General features: G+C 71.2%; 18 protein-coding genes. 11 read left to right on the forward strand and 7 right to left on the reverse strand.

Annotated features, from left to right (window positions below; translation table 11 throughout):
- Window positions 1-30 precede the first annotated feature (30 nt).
- From ACFUPX_RS23030 to ACFUPX_RS23045, 4 genes are read right to left on the reverse strand one after another with little or no spacing between them, the layout of a single operon-like run.
- Complete coding sequence (locus tag ACFUPX_RS23030) at window positions 31-933, reverse strand: TauD/TfdA family dioxygenase (RefSeq protein WP_383325572.1); 903 nt, start codon at window positions 931-933, stop codon at window positions 31-33.
- A complete protein-coding gene (locus ACFUPX_RS23035; RefSeq protein WP_383325575.1) occupies window positions 930-2555 on the reverse strand; it encodes an AMP-binding protein in 1626 nt (541 codons plus the stop codon). The genes ACFUPX_RS23030 and ACFUPX_RS23035 overlap by 4 nt, the downstream gene beginning before the upstream one ends.
- Complete coding sequence (locus tag ACFUPX_RS23040) at window positions 2545-3192, reverse strand: thermostable hemolysin (RefSeq protein ID WP_383325578.1); 648 nt, start codon at window positions 3190-3192, stop codon at window positions 2545-2547. Before ACFUPX_RS23040 ends, ACFUPX_RS23035 begins: the two co-directional genes overlap by 11 nt.
- A gap of 26 nt (window positions 3193-3218) precedes the next feature.
- Window positions 3219-3998: a thioesterase II family protein gene (locus ACFUPX_RS23045; protein WP_383325581.1), complete on the reverse strand. Its 780-nt coding sequence runs from the start codon at window positions 3996-3998 to the stop codon at window positions 3219-3221.
- Between the two features lie 354 nt (window positions 3999-4352).
- Here ACFUPX_RS23045 and ACFUPX_RS23050 point away from each other — a divergent pair, with 354 nt between their 5' ends.
- The 4 genes from ACFUPX_RS23050 to ACFUPX_RS23065 all read left to right on the forward strand — a co-directional run bounded on the left by ACFUPX_RS23050 (window position 4353) and on the right by ACFUPX_RS23065 (window position 9089).
- Window positions 4353-4532 (forward strand): hypothetical protein, encoded by a 180-nt coding sequence (locus tag ACFUPX_RS23050; RefSeq protein WP_383325584.1) that lies wholly within the window; start codon window positions 4353-4355, stop codon window positions 4530-4532.
- Window positions 4529-6937 carry a TOMM precursor leader peptide-binding protein gene (locus ACFUPX_RS23055; RefSeq protein ID WP_383325587.1) on the forward strand — a complete coding sequence of 803 codons (2409 nt, stop codon included), beginning with the start codon at window positions 4529-4531 and terminating at the stop codon, window positions 6935-6937. The genes ACFUPX_RS23050 and ACFUPX_RS23055 overlap by 4 nt, the downstream gene beginning before the upstream one ends.
- 236 nt (window positions 6938-7173) lie before the next feature.
- Window positions 7174-8433 carry a sensor histidine kinase gene (locus ACFUPX_RS23060; protein WP_383325590.1) on the forward strand — a complete coding sequence of 420 codons (1260 nt, stop codon included), beginning with the start codon at window positions 7174-7176 and terminating at the stop codon, window positions 8431-8433.
- A gap of 50 nt (window positions 8434-8483) precedes the next feature.
- Window positions 8484-9089: a response regulator transcription factor gene (locus ACFUPX_RS23065; RefSeq protein WP_383325593.1), complete on the forward strand. Its 606-nt coding sequence runs from the start codon at window positions 8484-8486 to the stop codon at window positions 9087-9089.
- 66 nt (window positions 9090-9155) lie between these two features.
- Here the strand turns inward: ACFUPX_RS23065 and ACFUPX_RS23070 are convergent, their stop codons facing one another.
- Complete coding sequence (locus tag ACFUPX_RS23070) at window positions 9156-9908, reverse strand: hypothetical protein (RefSeq protein WP_383325596.1); 753 nt, start codon at window positions 9906-9908, stop codon at window positions 9156-9158.
- A 492-nt stretch (window positions 9909-10400) separates the two neighbouring features.
- Here ACFUPX_RS23070 and fusA point away from each other — a divergent pair, with 492 nt between their 5' ends.
- Window positions 10401-12524 (forward strand): elongation factor G, encoded by a 2124-nt coding sequence (gene fusA / locus ACFUPX_RS23075; RefSeq protein ID WP_383325599.1) that lies wholly within the window; start codon window positions 10401-10403, stop codon window positions 12522-12524.
- An 85-nt stretch (window positions 12525-12609) separates the two neighbouring features.
- On the opposite strand, the gene ACFUPX_RS23080 is transcribed toward fusA, so the two are convergent.
- Window positions 12610-14292, reverse strand: coding sequence for a hypothetical protein (locus tag ACFUPX_RS23080; RefSeq protein ID WP_383325602.1), 1683 nt, complete (start codon window positions 14290-14292; stop codon window positions 12610-12612).
- A 136-nt stretch (window positions 14293-14428) separates the two neighbouring features.
- Entirely contained in the window at window positions 14429-15163 is a 735-nt protein-coding gene (locus tag ACFUPX_RS23085) for a YwiC-like family protein (protein ID WP_383325605.1), read from the reverse strand.
- A gap of 327 nt (window positions 15164-15490) precedes the next feature.
- On the opposite strand from ACFUPX_RS23085, the gene ACFUPX_RS23090 reads away from it, so the two are divergent.
- The 6 genes from ACFUPX_RS23090 to hemG are packed head-to-tail and all read left to right on the forward strand — an operon-like array spanning window position 15491 to window position 24827.
- Complete coding sequence (locus ACFUPX_RS23090) at window positions 15491-19156, forward strand: nitrate reductase subunit alpha (protein ID WP_383325608.1); 3666 nt, start codon at window positions 15491-15493, stop codon at window positions 19154-19156.
- Window positions 19156-20736, forward strand: coding sequence for a nitrate reductase subunit beta (narH, locus tag ACFUPX_RS23095; protein WP_383325611.1), 1581 nt, complete (start codon window positions 19156-19158; stop codon window positions 20734-20736). Before ACFUPX_RS23090 ends, narH begins: the two co-directional genes overlap by 1 nt.
- Complete coding sequence (narJ, locus tag ACFUPX_RS23100; RefSeq protein ID WP_383325614.1) at window positions 20733-21467, forward strand: nitrate reductase molybdenum cofactor assembly chaperone; 735 nt, start codon at window positions 20733-20735, stop codon at window positions 21465-21467. Before narH ends, narJ begins: the two co-directional genes overlap by 4 nt.
- A complete protein-coding gene (gene narI / locus ACFUPX_RS23105; protein ID WP_383325617.1) occupies window positions 21464-22192 on the forward strand; it encodes a respiratory nitrate reductase subunit gamma in 729 nt (242 codons plus the stop codon). The genes narJ and narI overlap by 4 nt, the downstream gene beginning before the upstream one ends.
- Entirely contained in the window at window positions 22189-23433 is a 1245-nt protein-coding gene (locus ACFUPX_RS23110; protein ID WP_383325620.1) for a TIGR04053 family radical SAM/SPASM domain-containing protein, read from the forward strand. Before narI ends, ACFUPX_RS23110 begins: the two co-directional genes overlap by 4 nt.
- On the forward strand, window positions 23421-24827 hold the full coding sequence (gene hemG / locus ACFUPX_RS23115; protein ID WP_383325624.1) for a protoporphyrinogen oxidase: 1407 nt from the start codon (window positions 23421-23423) through the stop codon (window positions 24825-24827). The genes ACFUPX_RS23110 and hemG overlap by 13 nt, the downstream gene beginning before the upstream one ends.
- Window positions 24828-24900: the final 73 nt, after the last annotated feature.

The following is a 24900-nucleotide window of genomic DNA, read 5'->3' on the forward strand; positions in this document are numbered from 1 at the left end:
TCGGGTGCGCCGCCGCTCGGGCGGCGCGGATCAGGCGGCCACGGGATCCACGAAGCTCAGCGCGTTGTAGATGGTCCGTCGCGGGTCGGTGATGGCCCTGCGGCCGTGCATCACCCGGGTGTTGTCGATGACGGCGACGTCTCCGTCGGCCCAGTCCAGGTCCTCGGTGAGGGCGCCGGTGGTCGCGGTGACGGCGGCGAGCAGCTCTTCGGAGAGTTCGCTGCCGTCCGCGAAGGTGATGCGGGGCTTCTCGTAGTTGAAGGACGGGCCCAGGATGCTGTTGGCGAAGGAGACGCGCTCGCCGAACAGGGTGGCTCCCGCGGCCGGTGTGCGGAACGAGTAGCGCACCCCGCCGTCCGCCTCGGGCGTCACCTCGGTGCCCGGGAGTGAGGCGGCGAGTCCGACGAGCTCCTCGACGGCGATCTCCTCGGCGGGCCTGCCGGTGAGGTGGTGGGCCATGGCGCGCCACTGGGGCTCGGCGACGTGGCGGCTGTAGACGATGTCCTGGCCGCGGAACGCCGTGCGTACGGGCTCCGCGAGCTCGTCCCACACGCGGTAGCCGTCGCAGACCGTGGTCTGGGAGCCGTCGGCGGCGGCCTTCTCGCAGAAGAACCAGGCCAGGTGGGAGCGGAAGGGGCTGTTGCCGTTCTCGGTGTGCAGGCCGACCTCGCCGAGGCCCGCGTCGACCTTCTGGGCGACCTCCGAGTAGAAGTCGCGGGCCGGGTCGAGGGTGGTGGAGGTGGAGGTGCGCTGCACCAGGTCGGTGAACGAGGCCATGTCGGTGCCGAAGCCGCGCAGGAGCAGGAAGCCCGCCTCGGCGAGGAGGTCGAGCAGTTCCTTGGGCTCGACGCCGGACAGGTCGCCCGGCTCGGCGGGCGTCACGAGCAGTCCGCCGCCGGTGCCGTACGCGGTGGTTCTCAGGGCCGTGCTCATGCGGTGATCTCCTCGGGTGCGGTACGGGTCAGCAGGTCGCGGACGGCTTCCCTGCGCGGGCGTCCGGTCACGGTGAAGCAGGTGGTGTACTCCGGGTCGTCCTCGGCCATGAGGCGTACGGAGGTGGCCCTTTCGATGGCGGAGAGGCGGCCCGCGCCGAACTCCCGGATCTGCCGGGCGGCCTCCGCGCGGTCCGTGCCCGCGTCGATCACGAAGAGGCCGAGCACCTCGTCCAGGCCGTCGGCGACGATGGCCGCCTCGCGCACGAATCCCAGTTCGCGGTAGCGGGCCTCGACCCACTCGGGCGACAGATTGCGGCCGGCGGCCGTGATGACCAGGCTCTTCTTGCGGCCGGTGATCCGGATGTAGCCGTCGTCGTCGATGGTGGCCAGGTCGCCGGTGTGCAGCCATCCCTGTGCGTCGACGACCACGCTGGAGGGGTCCTCCTGGGTGTATCCGGCGAACAACGACGTGCTGCGGATGAGCAGTTCACCGTCGTCCGCGAGCCGCGCCCGTACGTGGTCCAGTGCGCGGCCCACCGTGCCGAACCGGAACTGTCCGGGGAAGTTCCAGGCCACGACCGAGCTGTTCTCGCTCAGTCCGTACCCCTCGTACAAGGGGATCCCGAACGCCTCAAGACGCCTGAGGACGTCCAGCGAGACGGGCGCGCCGCCGCAGGCGATGAAGACGGGCCCCGTGTGGCCGAAGAGCCGGAGCCTGCGCCGGGACAGGTCCTCCGTGGGGTTCTGCTCGCACAGCGCGAGCAGCAGGCCCGCGACGGTGGGCGGCACGACCATGGCGGTGGGCTGGGCCTGGCGCAGCAGCGACAGCATCCGGGGGCCCGCGTCCGCCACGGTGCCGATCAGGGCGGTGCCCGGCGGCAGGAAGGTGACGCTGCCGCCGTTCAGGAAGGGCATGTAGAGCCCCGCGACCTGTTCGATGAGCAGGCTCAGCGGGACCACGGAGAGGTAGCGGGCGAAGACCTCGTCGTCCACCCGGCCGCCGAGCGAGGCGAGCAGCGCCTCGATCCCGTGCAGCCTGACGCGTACGCCCTTGGGCGCGGAGGTGGTGCCCGAGGTGTGCACCACCTTGACGACGGTGTCGGCGGCGGCTTCGGCTGCCGCGATCTCCTCGGCGAGCGGCGGGAGTTGAGCGGTCCCGGCGGCCTCGACGAGCCCCGGCAGGTCGACCCCGATGACCGGGCAGCCCTCGGGCAGGACCTGCGCCCGCGCGGCGGCGGCGCGCTCCAGCCACTGCTCGCCGCGCGCGTCGACCAGGCAGATGTCGGCGTCGGCGAGCAGCGAGGCGGCCTGTTCCGGGGTGAAGGCCGTGGGGACCGGGATCTCCACGGCCCGCGCGAACAGGGCGGCGAGGTCGGCGACCACCCACTGCGCGGAGTTCTCGGCGAGCAGGCCCACCCGTACGGGCCGGCCGAGCTCTTCCCCGCGCCTGCGCAGTTCGGCGGCGAACACGCGGGCGGCGCCGATGAGTTCGCGGTAGGTGTGGCGGGTTCCCGGTCCTCCGGTGGAGGACAGGATCTCGACCATGGCCGCGTCGCTCCCGGCGCGCGACAGGAGTCCGGCGGCGAGGGTCGTGGTGGGCGTCATGACGTCAGGCAGCACGGGTCAGCTCCGTTCGGTTCCGGGAGAGCAGGCGGATGTCGACGGAGTCGAGTGCGTAGCGTTCGACCCCCGTGACCAGTTGCTGGGAGTGGTCGGCGAGACGGCCCCAGCGCACCGCGGGCCGCTGGTCGTAGAAGGTTCCCCAGCGGGCCAGTTCCTCGGCGCCCAGGCGGGTGCCGTCGGCGTCGCACAGCCGGTGGGTGATGAGGCCGAGGCGCTTCGCGAGCGCCGCGGACCGGTTGGTCATCGTCATGACGGCGTACGACCGGCCCAGGCAGGCCTGGATCAGCGGCAGCGCGCGGTATATCTCGGCGCCCGCCATGTTCTTGAGCGAGGCGACGCTGCCGAGCTGGACGATCTGGTGCCGCCGCACCTCCTGCTCCGCCGCCTCGCACAGCGCGTCCTCGATCGTTCCGTCCAGGTAACGCTCCAGGAAGATCGGGCCGTTCTCCGGGAAGGAGATCCCGATGCAGGCCTCCACCTCCTCGGGGCCGCCGTCCTGTTGTCCTACGTACGCGATGAACTGATCCGGATTCGGGGCCACCTGGGCACCGAATCGCGTCCCGAACACCTTGCTGACCAGCGATGCGGATTCCAGCCAGACCGGAGTCCCCCGCCGGGCGATCACTATCTTCACGTTCCGTGTTCCTTTCGAGAATGGAGTTACTCGGCCGGTACGGCACCGAACTCGCGGAGAACCACGGCTAGTTCGCGCAGCAAAGCGCTTTCCTGGGAGCGGACGAAGAAGTGTCCGCCCGGCATCGTGCACAGCTCGGCCCCCCGGCTTCCGTGCTCCGACCACGCGGCCATCTTGTGGACCGGCACCAACCGGTCCTGGTCCCCCACGAACAGGCGCAGAGGCACCCGCAGCGGTTCGATCTCGCCTGCCTTCACCACCCCTGAGCAGAGCTTGAGATCGTCGCGGACCAGCGGCATGAACCGCTGCCTGAATCTGCGCCGCACCGCCAGCTCCGGGGGTATCCCGCCCAGTTCGGCCAGGCTCGTGGCCAGTTCCTCGTCGTCCGCCGCCGGGTCCAGGATCCGGTTGGGCGGTATGTGGGGTGCTCGGTGGGAGCTGAGGATGAGCGCCCGCGGCAAGGCAGCACCCCGTCGCTGCCTGCGCAGGGTCAGCGCGTGGGCGATGAACGCCCCCATGCTGTGCCCGTAGAGCAGATGGGGACGCGAGAACGCGTCGTCCAGCTGCTCGTCCATCTCCTCCACCAGTGCGTCCAGATCGGTGAACCGCGTTTCGTGGGCGCGCTCTTCACGCCCCGGCGGCTGCACCGGACGCACCCGCACCCCGGCCCCGTGGACATCGAGCTCCCGTTGCCACCGCGTATAGGCGGACGCGCCTCCGCCCGCACAGGGCAGGCAGAACAGGCTCGGCCCCGCGGCGGCGGTGCGTGCCGACTGCGGCAGATACGGCGTCTCGGTGACCCTCATGGAGACCGACGATTCCATTGCGACCGGGGCTGGAAACAGTGGGTGCGTACCGGCGTCCGGCGTGGGTTTCTCTGCGTCGGGGTGTGACCACGTCACATCCGCGGGGAAACCACGGGGCCGGAAGCGAATATTCCAGAACAGCCCCTGCCATTCGACGGAGCAAAGGTGAATGGAAGTTTCCGATTATCCCGGCGGGGCCGCGGTGATCACGGAGTGAAATATGAAGGGGAAGGACGGGAAAGTATCACCCCTCACTGATGAGCCCTTCACTTTCTGCGGACGCTTCCCCGTATGAGGATCCTGGCAACGGAGAACACCTCCCGATACCTCTCACGACCGAAAAGGAACGTACTCATGATCGAGATCATTGCCGGCGCACTCACGCTTCCCGCGACCGCGGACACCCACACCGCGCCGCGCCAGGGAATCGTCGTGGACCACCTCGACACGAGCGGCGACGACGCGGTCGCCCTGTTCACCTTCTGCACCCTCCTGTCCGGCGCCGGCACGGTCAACGAGCTCGCCCACGCATGACGCTCATGGGGGAAGAAGCCGCGCTCACGGGGGAAGAGAGCGCGGTCATGGGGGAAGAGCACGCGAAGAACACCGGGAAGCCGGAGAACGCAGAAGGCAACGCAGAAGGCAACGCAGAAGGCAACGCAGAAGGCACAGAGAACGCGTTCGTCGAGTTCAAGAGCCACCTGCGCTGCGCCGTGGTCCCCGGCGAAGCCGCCTATCTGGTGTCGCACTCGGGGATCACGGCACTTCGCGGGGCGCAGGCCGAGGCGCTGGCCCCGCTGCTCGACGGGACCCGCACGGCCGCGGCCGTCGCCCGTGCCGCCGCCTCGTCCCTGACCTCGCAGGAGGTCGACGACGCGCTGCGGGTCCTCACCGACGCCGGGCTGCTGCGCCTCCAGCGGCGGCCGGGCCGGAGCCCCGCCGACCGCGCGTCCGAGGCGTACTGGGACCTCGCGGGCCTCGACGGTGCCCGCGCCACCGAGGAGGCGGCACGGGCGGCCGTGCGGATCGTGGCACCCGCGGGGCTCGCCGACGAGGTGCGCGTCCGCGAGGCCTGTGCGGCGGCGGGCCTGCGGATCACGGACTCGGCGCGGGAGGCCTGCCTCAGCATCGTCCTGTGCGACGACTACCTCTGGCCCGGCCTGCGGGACGTGGATGCCGAGCACCGGGCGACCGGGCGGCCCTGGCTCCTCGTACGCCTCGGCGGTCCCGAGCCCTGGTTCGGGCCGGTGTTCCGCCCCGGCGACGGGCCCTGCTGGTCCTGTCTGGCGACCCGGCTGCGCGGCCACCGCACCACCGAACTGCCCCTGCAGCGTGCGCTGCGCCTCGACCACCCGGTGGCCAGGCCCGAGGCCCAGCTGCCGACCGGGCGGGCGCTCGCCGTGCACGCCGCGGTGCTCGAAGCGGTCAAGTGGGCGAGCGGGCTGCGCAGTGCCGAGCAGAGCGCCGTACGCACCCTCGACACCCTCACGCTGCAGACCGCGACCCACCCGGTGTCCCGCCTCCCGCAGTGCGCGGCCTGCGGCGACCCCGCGCTGATGAGCGAGCGCGGCTGGCGGACCACGGCGCCGCGCAGCCGCCCCAAGGCGGCGGACGGCACGGGCGGCGGGCACCGCGCGCTCGGCACCGCACGGATGCTGGAGCGCTACGGCCACCTCGTCGGCCCGGTCACGGGCGTGGTCAAGGAGATCCGCCGGGCACCCGGCGCGCCCGCCTTCACCCAGGCCTATGTGTCGGGCCAGAACCTCGCGATGGAGGCGAGCACCCTCTCCGGTCTGCGGGCCGGCCTGCGTTCGCTCAGCGGCGGCAAGGGCCTGACCGCCGAGGAGGCGAAGGTCAGCGCCCTGGGCGAGGCGATCGAGCGGTACAGCGGGACCCGGCGCGGCGACGAGGCGGTGGTGCGCGACACCTTCCGCGGTCTGGGCGACGCGGCGCTGCACCCCAACTCCTGTCAGCTGTACGACGAGCGGCAGTTCCGCGACCGGGCCCGCTGGAACGCGGCCCGCTCGCCCTTCACCCACGTACCGGAGCGCTTCGACGAGCACCGCCCCACCGACTGGACCCCTCTGTGGTCCCTGGCCACGGGCACGCACCGGCTGCTTCCGACCAGCATGCTGTACTTCCCCGCCGACGCGGTCTCGTCGCACGAGCCGCTCGCCGACTCCAACGGCAACGCGGCGGGCAGCAGCTTCGAGGACGCCGTGCTCCAGGGCTTCCTGGAGCTGGTCGAACGCGACGCGGTCGCCCTGTGGTGGTACAACCGCACCCGTCAGCCGGGCATCGACCTGCACGCCTTCGCCGAGCCGTACATCGGCCAGTTGCTGGACGGCTACGGCACGTTGCACCGCGAGGTCTGGGCGCTCGACCTCACGTCCGACCTCGGGATCCCCGTCGTCGCGGCCCTCTCCCGGCGCACCGACAAGCCATCCCAGGACATCGTCTTCGGCTTCGGCGCCCACCTCGATCCGCGCATCGCGCTGCGCCGGGCGCTGACGGAGATGGGTCAGCTCCTGCCCGCCGTGGCCGGGGCCCGTCCCGACGGATCGGGCTACCGCGTCGACCAGCCGGAAGCGATGAACTGGTGGCTGCGCGAGTCGACGGCCACCCAGCCCTACCTGGTCCCGGCGCCGGACACGCCCGCCCGAACGCCCCACTCCTGGGAGTACACCCCCAGAGGCGATCTGCGGGACGACCTCACGGCGGCCACCGCTCTGCTCGGGGCGCACGGCATGGATCTGCTCGTACTCGACCAGACCCGCCCCGACATAGGGCTTCCCGTGGTCAAGGTCGTCGTCCCCGGGCTCCGGCACTTCTGGGCGAGATACGCGCCCGGACGGCTCTACGACGTTCCCGTCGCGCTGGGGCGGGTCACGCGTCCGACTCCGTACGGCGAACTCAACCCGATCCCCTTGTTCGTCTGAGAGCCGTTCATCCGGCGGGAGAAAGAATTGCGGGAGAGCGACAACGCAAAGCACAGGTCGCTCCCCGCCAGTTGATGTGAAAGCACGGTTTTTCCCGGAAGGGACTGATGCGCGGACATCCCACGTAAGGTCTGCTGGACGAGCGTTGTGGCCGAATACCACGGGCCCAGGGTTCGAGAGCGCCCGTGAGGACTCGCTCTCGTGCGCTCTCCTGGCAGAAGAGGAGCACTTCGAGGATGCACAGCGGCACCAAGGACACGTCCGACGTGACTGGTTCCCGGTGGAGCCCACGGCCCGCACCCCGGCTGGCGCACGTCATCCTGCTGGCGGCGCTCACCTGTTATCTCGGCATCACCGCGATCAACCTGCTGAGCCAGCAGCCTTCCACGCCCGAACTCGTCACCGGACTCGCCACGCTCGTCGCCGTATTCGCCCTGCAACTCGTGCACTCCAGGCCCGGAGCCGACCGCGCGTCGCCCTGGTCGAAGGCGGCGACGCTCGGCGCCCAGGCCCTGCTGACGTTTCTGCCCCTGTTCTTCTTCGGCATCCTGTGGGGGGCGATGGCGGGCTTCCTCGGCGGGTCGCTGCTGCTCCTGCTGTCGCCCCGGGTGGCCTGGCCGCTCTACGGGGTGACCGGTCTGAGTCTGCTGGTCCCGGGGTCGCTCGACGGGATGTCGGTGATCGACCTCGTCTACATGTGCCAGAGCACCCTGCTCACCGGCCTGGTGGTCTACGGCCTGTCCCGTCTCTCGTCCCTCGTCGACGAGGTGTACGCCGCACGCGCCGAGATAGCCAGGATGGCGGTCGCCGGTGAACGCCTGCGCCTGGCAAGGGACTTGCACGATCTCCTCGGCTACAGCATCTCCGCGATCGTACTCAAGAGCGAGCTCCTCCAGCGGCTGATCCGGGCCCAGCACCCGCGCGCCGACCAGGAGGTGGAGGAGGTGCTCGCCATCTCCCGGCAGGCGCTCGGCGACGTCCGCAGGGTGGCCCGCAGCTACCGCGACATGTCGCTGGTCTCCGAGGTGTCCTCCGCCCAGTCGGTGCTCGACGCCGCCGAGGTCGAGGTCGAGGTCGTCCTCGACCCCTCCATCGAGGAGATCAGCGCCCCGGCGGGCACGGCGCTCGCCACGGTCCTGCGCGAGGGCGTCACCAATCTGCTGCGCCACAGCAAGGCGTCACGCTGCGGCATCACCGCGGTGGTCGACGACGGGACGGCGCGGCTCACCATCATCAACGACGGCGTAATGGACGACTATCAGGACTCTTCCCCGGACAGCGGAAACGGCCTGGGCAACCTGGAACAGCGGCTCACCGAGATCGGCGGCCGGCTGATCTCCGAGCGCGCGCAGGAGATGCCGCCGGCCTGTGGAGGATCGTTCCACCTCGTCGCCGAGGTGCCCGCGCAGGCCGTCGCGCGAAACAGCTCGGAACAACCACAGAAAACCGGGCGAACAAATCCGAATGGCGCATTCCAGTCGGCTGATATCATGTGACCGCGAGCACAACGGGGGTTCGCGATACGGGTAATCATGGGGGGCTATCGATGATCCGTGTAATGCTCGCTGAGGATATGCAGATGCTGCGAGGCGCATTGGTCGCCTTGTTGAATCTCGAACATGACCTGGATGTCGTGGCGAGCGTGGAACGCGGCGACGAGATTCTCTCCACGGCCCGGGAGTTCCAGCCGGACGTCGCCATCATCGACATCGATCTTCCCGGCCTCGACGGACTGAGCGCGGCGGAGCAACTGCACGAACGCCTGCCTCAGTGCCGCACCTTGATCCTCACCAGCCTCGGCCGCCCAGGCACTCTGCGCAGGGCGATGTCCGCCAAGGTCTCCGGATATCTGCTCAAGGACGCACCGCCGCAGGAACTCTCCCAGGCGGTACGGAAAGTGGCGGCGGGCCAGCGGGTCATCGACTCCGAGCTGGCGCTCGCCGCGTGGGGCAGCGCGGACAGTCCGCTCACCTCCCGCGAGACCGAGGTGCTGCGCCTGGCGTCACAGGGGTCGGACGCCGGTGAGATAGCGAAGCGGCTGCGGCTGTCCGTGGGGACCGTACGGAACTATCTGACCACCGTGGTGACCAAGCTGAACGCACGCAACAGGGTGGACGCGATCCGCATCGCCAACGACTCGGGCTGGCTCTGAGGCTCCGGTCACCCCTGGTGCTGGTGCTGGTCCTAGTGCTGGTGCTGGGGCTGGGGCTGGGGCTGCTCACGGCCGTACTTGGGCCGCGATGCCCGACGCGGCGAGGTAGCAGAGGATGCCCTCCGTCACGTCGGCGGGCAGCGGCAGGACGGCGGCGATAGCCCGCAGCGTCGCGGGGCGGGCCAGGGCGAGGGCGAAGACCATCATGGCCTCCTGCCGGTGGATGACCAGACGGTGCGAGGCCGTACGGGACTCGAAGGTGGCCGAGAGCGGGTCGAACGCGAAGGAGAGGCCGAGGAACAGCCGGATGGGCCGGGCCTGTTCCAGCGGCACGACGGCCAGGGCGGCGACGCCTGTGCCGCCTGAACCGCCTGTGCCACCCCCGCCGCCCCCGCCGCCCCCGCCGCCCGCGTCGGCCAGGGGCGCGATGGAGAGCAGCGGTCCGCTCATGCCGTCGACCCCGAGGGTGCGGACCAGGAGATGCGGGAAGCGCCCGAACACGGGCTGCATCATGACGTAGACCTTCGTGTCCCGGGCCCGGCCCTCGTGCCCGCTCCCGTACCCGCTCTCGTGCCCGCTCTCGTACCCGTTCTCGTCGTCCGGGAGCGCGTTGCCGAGCAGTACCGGACCCAGCTGCATGCGCCGGAGCACTTCGAGGACCGTGGGCTCCAGGCTCGGCATGTGGGCGGCGCCGTGGTCCCAGGTGAGCATCAGGGACCCCGTGCGCGCGTCGGACTCGACCACCACGTCCTCGCGCAGCGACCAGAGATGCCGCAGCCGCCCGCCGGGCAGCTCCAGCAGGTCGATCGTGGCCTCCATGCGCGCTCTCCTCGCAGTATTCGAGAGGTTCCACTCTGGAGGCGTCCGGTGGGATCCCGACAGTCATGAACTCATGCCGGGGTCGTGATCCCTTCACGGTCCTGCCGGACGATATTCCGGTGACTGAGACGACCCCGGCTGCCTACACTCGCAACGACGCGGGCCGCGACAAGAGGGCGGTACGCGCGCTTCGAGCGATCGATCCGTCAAGTGAGGGGGCCGGGCCATGCGTTACCGCACAGCTGCCTGCGGCCCCCGTGCCCGGTACGACGTGATCCTGGTGTCTTCGCCGCTGCGGTGCCGGCTGCGCGGCCGTCACTGAGAATCCGCGGCGAGCACGTGACCTGATCCTGAGGTCATTCCTGAGGTCATTCCTGAGGTCATTCCTGAGGTCTTTCCTGGCGTTCTTACGTCTTCACGCCTTCACGCCTTCACGTCCTCTCGCCCGGACATCGCGCCGCCCCGCCCCAACACCACGAAAGGCCCCGGGCCATGCGCACCAACTCCGCCCTCCCGTCCGCCCGTTCATCCGCCGACGTACGGAACCTGGGCATCCTCGCCCACGTCGACGCGGGCAAGACCACCGTCACCGAACGGATCCTGTTCCTGACCGGCGCCACCCACAAGAGAGGTGAGGTCCATGACGGCACGACCGTCACCGACTTCGACGCACAGGAACGCGACCGCGGGATCACCATCTTCGCCGCGGCGGTCAGCTGCGCGTGGGACGGTCACCGGATCAACCTGATCGACACCCCAGGTCACGTCGACTTCGCCGATGAGGTCGAGCGTTCGCTGCGGGTGCTCGACGGGGCGGTCGCGGTGTTCGACGCCGTCGCGGGCGTCGAGCCGCAGAGCGAGTCGGTGTGGCGGCAGGCCGATCGGTACGGCGTGCCACGGATCGCGTTCGTCAACAAGCTGGACCGCGCGGGCGCCGATCTCGACACGGCGGTCACGTCGATCAGGGAGCGGCTCCACACGGTTCCGCTGGTGGTGCAGCTCCCCATCGGGCAGGAGGAGGCGTTCACCGGAGTGGTGGATCTGCTGGGGATGCGCGCGCTGGTCTGGCACGCGGGCCGTGCCACGCACGACGTCCCTCACGACGTCACGCACGAAGTCACGTACGAAGTGGTCCCGGTCCCCGAGGCTCTGCGCGAGGAGGCGCACCGGCGAAGGCGGCTGCTCGACGAGACGGTGGCGGAGCTGCATCCGGCGGCGATGGAGGAGTACTGCACGGCGTCGGCGCTCTCCACCCCGACACTGGCGGCGGCGCTGCGCGACCTCACCCTCAGCGGTGAGGGCGTGGTGGTGCTGTGCGGTTCCGCGTACCGCAACCGCGGGATCGAGCCGCTGCTCGAAGCCGTCGTGTCCTACCTGCCCTCGCCGCTGGACGTCCCCGCGGTCCGCGGGACCCATGGCGACAGCGTGCAGGAGCGGGCCGCCGACGCCGGGGCGCCGTTCGCCGGACTCGCGTTCAAGGTGAACGCGACGGCGACCGGGCGGCTGACGTATCTGCGCGTGTACTCGGGAACGATCACGAAGGGAGAGACGGTGATGGACGCGGGCACGGGGCGCACCGAGCGGATCGGCCGGATCCTGCGCGTGCAGGCCGACCGCCATGCGGAGCTCGACCGCGCTTCGGCGGGGGACATCGTGGCCGTGGTGGGCCTGAAGTCGGCCCGCGCCGGCACCACGCTGTGCTCGCCGTCGGCGCCCCTGGTCCTCGAACCGCCCTCGGTGGCGGCGTCGGTGGTGTCGGTGGCGGTGGAGGCGCGCAGGACCGTGGACACCGGCCGTCTTTCGTCGGCGCTCGCCCGCCTGGTCGAGGAGGATCCCTCGCTGGCGGTGCGGGTCGACCGCGAGACCGGTCAGACGGTGCTTTCCGGCATGGGCGAGCTGCATCTGGAGGTGGCGGTGGAGAAGATCCGCCGGGCGCACGGCATCGAGGTCGGCGTGGGCCGCCCGCAGGTGTCGTACCGCGAGACGGTCGTCTGCGGCGTCTCGGGTCTGGTGTACCGGCACGTCAAACAGGACGGTGGCGCGGGCCAGTTCGCGCATGTGGTGCTCGACGTCGAACGGCTCGAGGCAGCGTCGGACCCGGCGCACGCCTTCGCCTTCGGCTCGACGGTCACCGGGGGCCGGGTGCCGCAGGAGTACGTCCGCGCGGTGGAGGCCGGTTGCCGGGATGCTCTCGCCGAGGGCCCCCTCGGCGGCCATCCGGTGACGGGCCTGCGGGTCACGCTGACGGACGGAGCGACGCATCCGAAGGACTCCTCGGAGATGGCGTTCCGGACGGCGGGCAGATTCGCGCTGCGCGAGGCCCTGCGGGCAGCGGTGCTCGAACTCCTGGAACCGGTGGTCGAGTTGACGGCAACGGTGCCGGACGACGCGGTCGGCGGAGTACTCGGCGACCTGGCCGCACGCCGCGGCCGAGTCACGAACTCGACCACACGCTCCGGCACGGCGGCCATCACGGCAACGGTGCCACTGGCCGAACTGTTCGGCTACGCAACCCGCTTGCGCAGCCGCACCCAAGGCCGCGGCACATTCACGACCCGCCCACTGGGGTACGCCTCGGTGCCGAGTGGCGTTTCGGCCGGGGTGCTGGGCCGGTAGAGGGGGGGGAGGGGGCCACGCCTGGCAGGACGCGGCCCCCTCCCGTCCTGCGGCCCGCGCAGGGCTCCGGCCCCGCGGGGTGGGATCACCTGCGCCGCTCCACCCCATCGGCTGGCCCAGAGGTCGGCTCAGGAGCGGCGTCCAGCAGCCATCGCACCACGTCGGCCGCGCCGTACGCCGTGCCGTTCGGGCTCAGGTCGGTCAAGAAGTCGAGGTCCTGGCCCAGCGTCGCGATGAGGGGTTCGGTGCCTTCGTGTGGGCGGCGTTGGCCGAGGCCGACCGTGGCGAGCAAGCCGTTGCACAGGCACAGCCGTCCCTCGGTGGCCGCCGGGTCGCCGCCCTTGCGCCGGTAGGCCGCCTCGGGTTCGGCCGGGCAGCGGTAGCCGATGGTTCCCTTGGGGGTGCGGTAGGGCGTACGCAGGTATCCGAGGTCGCAGACACGGCGGCGGCCCGCGACGACCTCGGGGTCGGAGAGGGTGCCCGGCACCTTCGCCACCTTGAAGGGGAAGCCCGTCGGGGACGCCGAGGGGTCGTTGCGCACCCGGAGGGTCCCTGCGTGGGCCCGCTCCATCAGCTGCCCGCGCAGTTCCGGATCGAGCCCGGAGTCCTCACTGAGCGCGAACGCGCTGCCGACCTGCACCCCGCGGGCCCCTGCCGCGCGCGCCGCCGCGAGCCGGTCGGGGTGGGCGGTGCCGCCCGCCAGCCAGTAGGGGATGCCGAGCGCGGTCATCCTGGCCAGGTCGGGGTGGTCGCGGGGGCCGTACACCGGATCGCCGTCCGGGTCGAGCCGCAGACTGCCGCGCGGCGGCGCGCTGTGACCGCCCGCGCCGTGGGTCTCGATGACGACGCCGTCGGGCCGGGTGAGCTCGTCCCTGGCGAGATACGAGGCGAGCACCGGCAGCGAGACGATGGCCAGCACGTCGGGCCGCCGCAGCCCCGACGCCAGTGAGTCGATGGTGTTCGGAGCAACGTCTGGGGCGGTGCGGCGCGTTGAGGTGCGTACGGCATCCATCCCCTCGATCTGGACGTCCTGCACCCGGCGCCTCCCCTCCCCCGCCCCGGAGCCGCCCGACCCACAGGCGCAGTCCCCGCCACCCGCACCCGAGCACCCTTCCTCCACGGGCACCTCGCCCCCGCTCAACGCCGCTCTCGGGTCGAAGCGGTGAGCGTACGTCTCGTCATCGCCCTCCACCGTGACGGCCACCGTCACCGGCTCCACCCGGGCCAGCCGCGTGGCCAGTTCCGGGACGTGGCCGGGGACTCCGGCGCCGACGAGGACACAGTCGACGCCCGCGAGTATCGCCCCGAACATGGCGGGCGCCAGGGCCAGTTCGACTTTGCCGAGGTAGTTGACACCTACGCGGCCCTCGCACCCCGGCGCCCCCTCCCGCCCCTCCTTGGCCAGCCACACCTCGACGAAATTACCGAGCATGGTCAGGATCTCGGCGGGCCTGCCCCGCTCGGCCCGCAGCATCGGCACCGTACGAAAGCGTTCCCGCTCGCCGACGCCTCCCTCGACGTAGAACCGGTCGACGGCCACGGACGCCAACTCCGGTACGGGGAAAGCGGCGAGAGCGCGCCGCACGTCGCCGCCCGGGTCGCCGAGCTGGAGGCGGCGCGCGAGGACCGCGTCGAGCGCCGTGCCGGAGACGACGCCGAGCTGTCCCGTGAGGGAGACGGCGCGGGCCAGCCGCCAGTCGGAGACGCCGACGCCCATGCCGCCCTGGATGATCGAGGGCAGCGCCCTGCCCCTCGTGGTCTTCGGCATAGCGCTCAACCTCATCGCTGGAGCTCCGAAACCTACGGAACCGTAGGTTTCGCCCGAAGCCCAGTCTGGGCCACTGCGACCTGCCAGAACCCCGCCGAAGGACCCGCACTCCCGGGCCCTTCGACCCCTCCCCTGCTCAGAACGCGACGAGCAGCGACGCGAGCAGGACCGCCGACAGGCCCACCTCGATCAGCCCGACGGTACGGATCCGCAGACCACGCCCCGGCAGCAGCGCGGCCCGCAGCAGGCACAGGGCGAACAGCACCGCCAGCAGCGGGGAGAGCAGCGTCGCGCAGATCAGGGCCGCACAGTGGCAGCCGACGGAGAGGGCCAGGAAGCGGCGGTTGCGGCGCTCGCGGATCATGGACTTCACGTACAGGACCGTGCCGCCGAAGTAGAGCAGGCAGGCGGCGAACGCGGGCACACCCTCGCCGAGCGCCCCGCCCCCGAGCCGCAGCGCGACCAGCAGCATGGCGCACGCGGGCACGACCGCGACCAGCCCGTTGACGAGCGCCCTCTCCCGGTTGCGCAGGGCGTAGAGGGTGTTCACCGCGAAGAACGGCAGCGCCACGCCGAGCGCCACCGCCAGCCAGGGCCGCACCGCGAGAAGCGGCACGCCGAGCAGGATGAGCGCGGTGGCGAAGGTGAGGAACGGGCGGAGGTGGCGCTCGGCGGCGCGCGGATTGCGGGAGCAGCGACGCAGCCTGAGGTGCTGCTGGAGGTGGAAGGCCGAGGCGTAGGCCAGCAGCCAGCACGCGAACAGCAGCAGGTGCGGCCACCCCGGATCGCCCAGGAAGGTGCCCGCCACGAACGGCACGGCGAGCATGGCCCAGGCGCCGTGCTGGTCGGGTATCCACTTGGAGCGCTGCATGAGAGACGGACCTTCCGGGCGACGGGCCTACCGGGCGACGGACCTCCCGGGCGACGGGCCTACCTGGAGACGGGCCTACCGGGAGAAGGACGCCCAAAGAGCCGCCGGCCCACGGGCCAAAAGCCCCCTCCCGACCGCTATTTGGCCCGGAGTTCCACCATGTCACGCACGCGGACCCCGAATTGCGGAATTAGGTCACTGCCCGGTGGGACTTAAGTCCCCGGGTTCTGCCCGATCAGCAGGCATAAGCTCTGAACAGGCCACCGAATTTCCCGGCGAGTTGTCGGCAAGTCGCGGCCGGAGTCTTTCCCATTTCGGAGGGTCACGTTGCGGCAGAATCAGCGCGGAGCCGCGGAGACGCTGCTCAAGGCCGGGCGGTATTTCAGCCGCGCCGACGTATCCGACGACCTGCGGACGGTGCACCGCACCGGCGGGCGCGACGGTGAGTCCTTCTACCGGGACCGCTGGAGCCACGACAAGGTCGTGCACTCCACCCACGGCGTGAACTGCACCGGCTCCTGCCGCTGGAAGGTCTTCGTCAAGGACGGCATCATCACCTGGGAGACCCAGGCCACCGACTACCCCTCCGTGGGCCCCGACCGCCCCGAGTACGAGCCGCGCGGCTGCCCCCGCGGCGCCTCCTTCTCCTGGTACAGCTACTCGCCGACCCGGGTGCGCCACCCCTACGTACGCGGCACGCTCCTCACGATGTACCGGGAGGCGAAGAAGCGCCTGAAGGATCCCGTCCTGGCCTGGGCCGAAATCCAGCGCGACCCGGTGCGCCGGCGCTCCTACCAGCAGGCACGCGGCAAGGGCGGCCTCGTCCGGGCCACCTGGGAGGAGGCGGTGGAGATCGCCGCCGCCGCGCACGTGCACACCATCAAGGAGCACGGCCCCGACCGCGTCGCGGGCTTCTCCCCCATCCCCGCCATGTCGATGGCCTCGCACGCGGCGGGGGCCCGCTTCCACTCCCTCATCGGCGCCCCGATGCTCTCCTTCTACGACTGGTACGCGGACCTGCCGGTCGCCTCGCCACAGGTCTTCGGCGACCAGACCGACGTACCGGAGTCGGGCGACTGGTGGGACGCCGCGTATCTGATGATGTGGGGCTCCAATGTGCCGGTGACGCGCACGCCGGACGCGCACTGGATGGCCGAGGCGCGCTACCGCGGCCAGAAGGTCGTCACCGTCTCCCCCGATTTCGCGGACAACACCAAATTCGCCGACGAATGGATACATCCGCACCCCGGAACGGACGGCGCGCTCGCCCTCGCGATGGGCCACGTCATCCTCAAGGAATTCTTCGTCGACCGGCAGACGGACTTCTTCACCGATTACGTACGCCAATACACCGACCTGCCGTTCCTGGTCACCCTGCGCGAAACCGATCAGGGGCTCGTCCCGCACAAGTTCCTGAACGCGTCGGACCTGGGTGAGTCCACCGAGAACGCCCGCTGGAAAACCGTCCTCGTCGACGACACGACCGGCGAGCCCGTCGTACCGAACGGCACCCTCGGCCACCGCTGGGGCAGCAACGAGACCCCCGAGTGGAACCTCGACCTCGGCGAGACCGTCCCCCGCCTCACGCTGCACGGCGAGACTCCGCGGGGAGAAGCCGGAGCGCACACCGCCGAGATCGTGCTCCCCCGCTTCGAGGAGGACACGGACACCACCATGCGGCGCGGCGTGCCGGTCCGGCGGATCGGCGAGCACCTCGTCACCACCGTCTTCGACCTGATGCTCGCGCAGTACGGCGTCGCCCGCGACGGTCTGCCCGGCCAGTGGCCCACCTCCTACGACGACGCCTCGCAGCCCGGCACCCCGGCCTGGCAGGAGACCCTCACCTCCGTACCGGCCGCCCAAGCGGCGCGCGTGGCGCGGGAGTTCGGGCAGACGGCCGAGCAGTCCAAGGGCCGCTGCATGATCCTTATGGGGGCAGGGACCAACCACTGGTTCCACTCCGAGACCATCTACCGCGCCTTCCTGGCCCTGCTCACCCTCACCGGCTGCCAGGGCCGCAACGGCGGCGGCTGGGGGCACTACGTCGGCCAGGAGAAGTGCCGCCCGGTCACCGGCTGGGCCACCCTGGCGAGCGGCGCCGACTGGGCCAGGCCGCCCCGCCACATGATCGGCGCGGGCTGGTTCTATCTGCACACCGACCAGTGGCGCTACGACACCCTGCCCGCCGAGTCCCTCGCGTCCCCGCTGGCCGAAGGGCACTTCGAGGGCATGAGCGGCGCCGACTGCCTGGCCGCGTCCGCCCGCATGGGCTGGATGCCCTCCTACCCCACCTTTGACCGCAACCCCCTCGACCTGGGCGACGCCGAAGACCCCGTCCAGCACACCGTCGACGAACTGAAGGCGGGGCGGCTGAAGTTCGCGGGCGAGGATCCGGACGCGCCCGGCAACTGGCCTCGCGTCCTCACCGTATGGCGGGCCAATCTCCTCGGATCGAGCTCCAAGGGCAACGAGTACTTCCTCAAGCATCTGCTCGGCACCCACTCCAATCTCCCCGACAACGGGCCGCGTTGCGCGCCGCGCGACATCACCTGGCGCCAGAAGGACGTCGAGGGCAAGCTCGACCTTCTCCTCGCCATGGACTTCCGCATGACGTCCACGACGCTGCTCGCCGACGTCGTGTTCCCTGCGGCCACCTGGTACGAGAAGCACGACCTGTCCTCCACGGACATGCACCCCTTCCTGCACGCCTTCACCCCGGCCGTCGACCCGCCCTGGCAGGCCCGCTCCGACTTCGACGCCTTCCACACCCTCGCCCGCAGGTTCAGCGAGCTGGCAGCCGAGCACCTCGGCGTACGCAAGGACGTGGTGGCGACCGCGCTCCAACACGACACTCCCGGCGGGGAGATGGCGCAGCCCGGCGGGGTCGCGCTCGACTGGTCGAAGGGCGAGTGCGAGCCGGTACCGGGGCGCACCATGTACAACCTGGCGGTCGTGGAGCGCGACTACGGCGCCGTCGGCGAGAAGTTCGCCGCGCTCGGCCCGCTGATCGACACCCTCGGCGTCACCACCAAGGCGATCACCTTCGACGTGGGCGAGGAGGTCGGCTACCTCGGCGAGAAGAACGGCACGGTCCGGGGTGGGGTGGCCGAAGGGCGGCCCCGCATCGACACCGCCCAGCGCGCCTGCGAGGCGATCCTCTCGCTCTCCGGGACCTCCAACGGCCGCCTGGCCAAGCAGGGCTTCGAGACCCTGGAGAAGAAGGTCGGCACGGAGATGGCCCATCTGGCGGCGGAGGCCGAGGGCAAGCGCGTCACCTTCGCCGACACCCAGGCCCGCCCCGTCCCGGTCATCACCTCGCCCGAGTGGTCGGGCAGCGAGTCCGGCGGCCGTCGCTACACCGCGTTCACCATCAACACCGAGCACCTCAAGCCCTGGCACACCCTCACGGGACGCCAGCACTTCTTCCTCGACCACGACTGGATCCACGAGGTCGGCGAGGCGCTGCCCGTCTACAAACCACCGCTCAACATGCACCGCCTCTACGGAGAACCGCAGTTGGGCCAGGTCGACGAGAAGACGGTCGCCGTGCGCTACCTCACCCCGCACAACAAGTGGGCCGTGCACTCCATGTACCAGGACAACCTGTACATGATGACGCTCGGCCGGGGCGGCCAGACGATCTGGATGTCCCCGCAGGACGCCGACGCGATCGGCGTCGCGGACAACGACTGGATCGAGGCGGTCAACCGCAACGGCGTCGTCACGGCCCGCGCGATCGTCTCCCACAAGATGCCGCCCGGCACGGTCTACATGAACCACGCCCAAGAGCGCACGGTCGGCGTCCCGCGCACCGAGAAGACCGGCAAGCGCGGCGGCATCCACAACTCGCTCACCCGCGTGATGCTCAAGCCCACCCATCTCATCGGCGGCTACGCCCAGTTGACCTGGGCGTTCAACTACCTCGGCCCGACCGGCAACCAGCGCGACGAGGTCACCGTCGTACGCCGCCGCGCCCAGGAGGTGCAGTACTGATGGCCCGCGACACAGCCGCACCCCGCCGCGTCATGGCGCAGATCGCCATGGTGATGAACCTCGACAAGTGCATCGGCTGCCACACCTGCTCGGTCACGTGCAAGCAGACGTGGACCAACCGGCAGGGCACCGAGTACGTCTGGTTCAACAACGTCGAGACCCTCCCCGGCCAGGGCTATCCCCGCCGCTGGGAGGACCAGGAGAAGTGGAAGGGCGGCTGGGAACGCACCCGCTCCGGCAAGCTGCGGCTGCGCTCCGGCTCGCGCGCCAAGCGCCTGGGCAGCATCTTCGCCAACCCGGACCTGCCGGGGCTCGACGACTATTACCAGCCGTGGAGTTACGAGTACAAGAACCTCACCGAGGCCCCGGCGGGCGACGACCTGCCCACCGCCCGGCCCGTCTCGCAGGTCACCGGCGCCCCCATGGAGAAGATCGAATGGGGTCCGAACTGGGACGACAACCTGGGCGGTGCCCCCGAGCACGGTCCGCGCGACCCGATCGTGGAGAAGATCCGCGACGAGGTGGGCGAGAAGATCCGCTTCGAGTTCGAGCAGTCCTTCATGTTCTACCTGCCGCGCATCTGCGAGCACTGCCTCAACCCCGCGTGCGTCTCCGCGTGCCCGTCCGGCGCGATGTACAAGCGGTCCGAGGACGGCATCGTCCTGGTCGACCAGGACACCTGCCGGGGCTGGCGGATGTGCGTGAGCGGCTGCCCGTACAAGAAGGTGTACTTCAACCACGCCACCGGCAAGGCCGAGAAGTGCACGTTCTGCTTCCCGCGCGTCGAGGTCGGCATGCCCACGGTGTGCTCGGAGACCTGCGTGGGCCGGATGCGCTATCTGGGCGTGATGCTGTACGACGCCGACAAGGTCGCCGAAGCGGCGGCCGTCGAGGACGAACACGACCTGTATCCAAGCCAGTTGGATTGCTTCCTCGACCCGCACGACCCCGCCGTGCAGGCCGCCGCACGCGCGTCCGGCATCTCCGACGAGTGGCTCGCGGCGGCCCGCCGCTCCCCCGTGTACGACCTCATCGCCACCTACCAGGTCGCGCTGCCGCTGCACCCGGAGTACCGCACGATGCCGATGGTCTGGTACGTGCCGCCGCTCTCCCCCGTCGTCGAGGCCGTCGCCGCCTCCGGGCACGACGGGGAGGACGCGGGCAACCTCTTCGGGGCGATCGACTCGATGCGCATCCCCGTCGAGTACCTCGCGCAGATCCTCACCGCCGGGGACACGGACGTCGTGGACGCCGTACTGCACCGGATGGCCGCCATGCGCGCGTACATGCGGCGGATCAACCTCGGCGTCGAGCCCGACGAGAGCATCGCGCGGGCCGTCGGCCTGACGGGCGTGGAGATGCGGGACATGTTCCGGCTGCTCGCCGTCGCCAAGCTGGAGGACCGCTTCGTGGTGCCGAGCGCGGCGCGGGCGGATGCGGACGCGCTGGCGGAGGCTCATCCGCTGGAGGGTGCGTCCGATCCGGCGCAGGCCGAGTGTCCGGTCGCGGGGCTTCCCGATGCCGCCGGGTCCCCCTCGCGCGTCCTGCTCAACCTCGGAGCCACCCGGAGGACCGCATGAGCGCGCCCACCGCTCCCGCCGCGACAGCCGCAGCAGCCGTGACCCCACCTCCCACGGACGCGCCGGTCACCGCCGACGACGTCACCCGGCTGATCGTCGGCCGCTGCCTGGAGTATCCCGAGAACCGGCTGTACGCCGATCTGCCCGCCCTGCGCGCGGCGCTCGGCGAGGCGCCGCCCGAGGCCGCCGCGCTGCTGGCCGGGTTCCTCGACCACGTCGCCGCGACCGAGCCGCTCGACCTCTGCGCGCACTACACGGCCACCTTCGACACCCGTAACCGCCGCTGCCTCTACCTCACGTGGTGGGCCGACGGAGACACCCGGCGGCGCGGCATGTCCCTCGTACGCGTCAAGCAGATCTACCGCGACCACGGCCTGCGGTACGCCGACGAGGAGCTGCCCGACTTTTTGCCCGTCGTCCTCGACTTCGCCGCCCGCCGCCCGGACGCGGGCACCGCACTCCTGGAGGAGCACCGGGTCGGCCTCGAACTGCTGCGGCTCGCCGTCGCGGCGGCGGACACCCCCTACGCGGCGGTCCTCGAAGCGCTCTGCACGACGCTGCCCGGACCGTCCCCGCGCACCAGGGAGGAGGCCAAGGCGATGGCCCGCAAGGGACCGCCGCAGGAACTCGTCGGCATCGGCTCGCCGCTGGAGCCCTTCGGCGCGGTCATCGACCTGCCCTGGCCCAGCCGCTCCGGTGCCACCGCGCTCCCCGAAAGGCCGTCGGCATGACCGATCTGCTCCTGTGGGGCGTCCTGCCCTACGTCTCGATCGCGCTGCTGATCTCCGGCACCGTCTGGCGCGCCCGCTACGACCGGTTCGGGCGGACCAGCCACTCCTCCCAGCTGCACGAGTCGCGGCTGCTGCGGATCGGCTCCCCGCTGTTCCACTTCGGGATGCTGTTCGTCGTACTCGGCCATGTCGTGGGCCTGTTGATCCCGCAGAGCTGGACCGACGCGGTCGGCGTCAGCGACCACACGTACCACCTGGTCGCGGTCGGCACCGGCGCCGTCGCGGGCGCGGCGGCCATCGTCGGGATCGGGGTGCTCGTCCACCGCCGTCTGACGGTCCCCGCCGTGCGCCGGGCCACCCTGCGCAGCGACCACCTGATGTACACCTTCCTGCTCGGCGCGATCGTCCTCGGGCTGCTCGCCACGATCCTCAACTCCACGGGTGCGACGGGCGGTTACAACTACCGCGAGGGGATCTCGCCGTGGTTCCGCTCGCTGTTCACCTTCTCGCCCGACTACACGCTGATGACGGGCGCGCCGCTCGCCTTCAAGCTGCACATCCTGTTCGGCTTCACCCTGTTCGCGCTCATCCCGTACTCGCGTCTCGTGCACATGTTCAGCGCCCCGGTGCGGTACGTCTTCCGCCCCTTCGTCGTCTACCGCGCCCGGGACCCGAAGCGGCTCACGCCGGGCCGGGAGCGGCGCGGCTGGGAGCGGGTCCGGTGACGACGACCGCTTCTGACGCCCTGCCCGCAGCCGCCGCCCCCGGAAAACTGGTGCGCTCGCCACGGCACGCGGTCGCGGACCGCCCGTTCCTGGTCATCTGGGAGACGACGCGGGCCTGCCCGCTGGCCTGCCTGCACTGCCGGGCCGAGGCCAACACCCGACGCAGCCCGCACGAGCTGGACGGGGCGCAGGCCCGCGCCCTGATGGACCAGATCGCCTCCTTCGGCCGGCCCCACCCGCTGTTCGTCATCACCGGCGGCGACCCCTTCCAGCGCCCTGACCTGTCCGAACTCATCGCGTACGGAACCGACTTGGGCCTGCGGGTAGCGGTATCACCGTCCGGCACGCCCACCCTCACCCGGGAGAACCTGACGGCGGTGCGCGACGCGGGCGCCGTCGCCCTCTCGCTCAGCGTGGACGCGTCCACCGCCGCGCGGCACGACGCCTTCCGAGGCGTCGACGGGGTCTTCGACCTGACGCTGGCGGGCTGGCGCACGGCCCGCGAACTGGGCCTGAAGGTGCAGATCAACACCACGGTCTCGCGGCACAGCCTCGACGACCTGGCCGACATCGCCGCGCTCGTCCGCCGGGAGGGGGCCATGCTCTGGTCCGGGTTCCTCCTCGTCCCCACCGGCCGCGGCGCCGACCTCGCCTCGCTGACCCCTGCCGAGACCGAGGACGTCCTGCACTTCCTCTACGACTGCGGGGCGTTCATGGCCACCAAGACCACCGAGGGCCACCACTTCCGGCGCGTCGTGCTCCAGCGGACGGCGCTCGCCGAGAGCGGCGGGACGCCACCCACGGGAGACCTGCACGCACGCCTCACGGCACGTGCCGCCGCGCTCGGCCTCTTCGACGGCGAGCGGCGGGCGGTCCGCCGACCCCCCATGGACATCTCGTCGGGCCGCGGCTTCGTCTTCGTCTCGCACACCGGCGACGTCACCCCCAGCGGTTTCCTGCCGCTGTCCGCGGGCAACACCAAGCACCGCCCGCTGACCGACATCTACCGCACGTCCCCGCTCTTCACAGAGCTGCGCGACCCCGAACTCCTGCGCGGCAAGTGCGGCCGCTGCGCGTACCGCTCGCTGTGCGGCGGCTCGCGCTCACGGGCGTACGCGGTCACCGGGGACTACCTGGCGGAAGACCCGTGGTGCGCCTACGAGCCGCCGGGACCGCACGCCTCAGCGCCTGCGCCCAGCCCCGGCCCCACCCCCACCAAGGAATCCCCATGCGCTCTGTGATCGTCATCGGCGGCGGCATCAGCGGCCTCGCCGCGGCCTGGGAGCTGCGCGGCACGGCCGATGTCACCGTCCTGGAGGCGGGCGACCGCGTGGGCGGCAAGCTGCGCACCGGCTCCCTGGCCGGCATCCCCGTCGACGAAGGCGCCGAGTCGATCATGGCGCTGCGCCCCGAAGCCGTCCGGCTCGCGCAGGAGGTCGGTCTCGGCGGCAGCCTGTGCGACCCGGCGCCCGCCCCCGTCACCTTCTGGACGCGCGACGCCCTGCGCCCGCTGCCCCCGGGTCACGTGATGGGCATCCCGGCGGACCCGGCCACTCTCAGCGGCACCGGCCTGCTCTCCCCCGAAGGCCTCGCCAGGCTGGCCCAGGAGGAAGCCATCCCCGCGAGCCCCGTCCTCACCGACGGAACGGACATCAGCATCGCGGGCTTCCTCGCCCCCCGCATCGGCCAGGAAGCGGTGGACCGCCTGGTGGAACCGCTCCTCGGCGGTATCTACGCGGGCCGCACCGACCAGCTCTCCCTGCGATCGGCGATGCCCTTCCTCGCCCCGGTCGCCACCTCGGGCGACTCACTGCTCGCCACGCTGCGGCGCCGCCGGGACAGCCAGTGCGCGGCTCCGGGGTCCAGGCCGCCGAGCGTGGTCCGCGGCATCGTCGGCGGGACCGGGCGGCTGCCCCGCGCGGTGGCCGCGGCGAGCGGCGCCCACGTACGCGTCAACAGCACCGCCCTCGCCATGGAGCGCCTGCCGGGCAACCGCTGGCGGGTGCACACGGCCACCGACCAGGGCCCGGCGACGCTGGACGCCGACGCGGTGATCGTCTCGCTGCCGGCGTCCGCCGCGGCCACGCTCCTCGGCCCGCACTCCCCGGCCGCGCAGGCGGAGCTCGACGGTGTCCGTTACGCCGGATCGGCCGTGATCACCATGGCGTTCACCCACAAACAGCCGGGCCCGCCCCCGGACCTCAACGGCTTCCTCGTCCCACCGGTGGACGGCCGCACGATCAAGGCGGCCACCGTCCTCTCCCGCAAATGGGCCTGGCAGCGTGACGAGGCACCCTCGAAGGTGATCGTGCGCGCCTCGGTGGGCCGGGTGGGCGAGGAGCACCTGCTCGACCTCGACGACGGCCACCTGATCGGGCTCGCACTGGCCGAACTGACCCACGCCATGGGCCCGTTCGGTGACCTGCTGGCCTCGAAGGTCACCCGCTGGCCGCAGGGCCTGCCGCAGTACGAGGTGGGGCACGCCGACCGCGTCGCCGCCATCCGGGAGGCGGTCGGCAAGATTCCGGGGGTCGAGCTGTGCGGGGCGCTGTACGAGGGAGTGGGCGTCGCCGCTTGCGTCGCGACGGGGCGAGCGGCGGCGCAGCGGCTGTCGGTGCGGCTGTCGGAGAGCTAGAGGGAAGCGGTGAGCCGCCCGCACCCACTGAACGGGCACAGGCGGCGTACCGCTAATTCCGCACTCCCGGAAC

The organism is Streptomyces sp. NPDC057302 (genome assembly GCF_042667685.1).
In the GTDB taxonomy this organism is placed as follows: Bacteria; Actinomycetota; Actinomycetes; order Streptomycetales; family Streptomycetaceae; genus Streptomyces.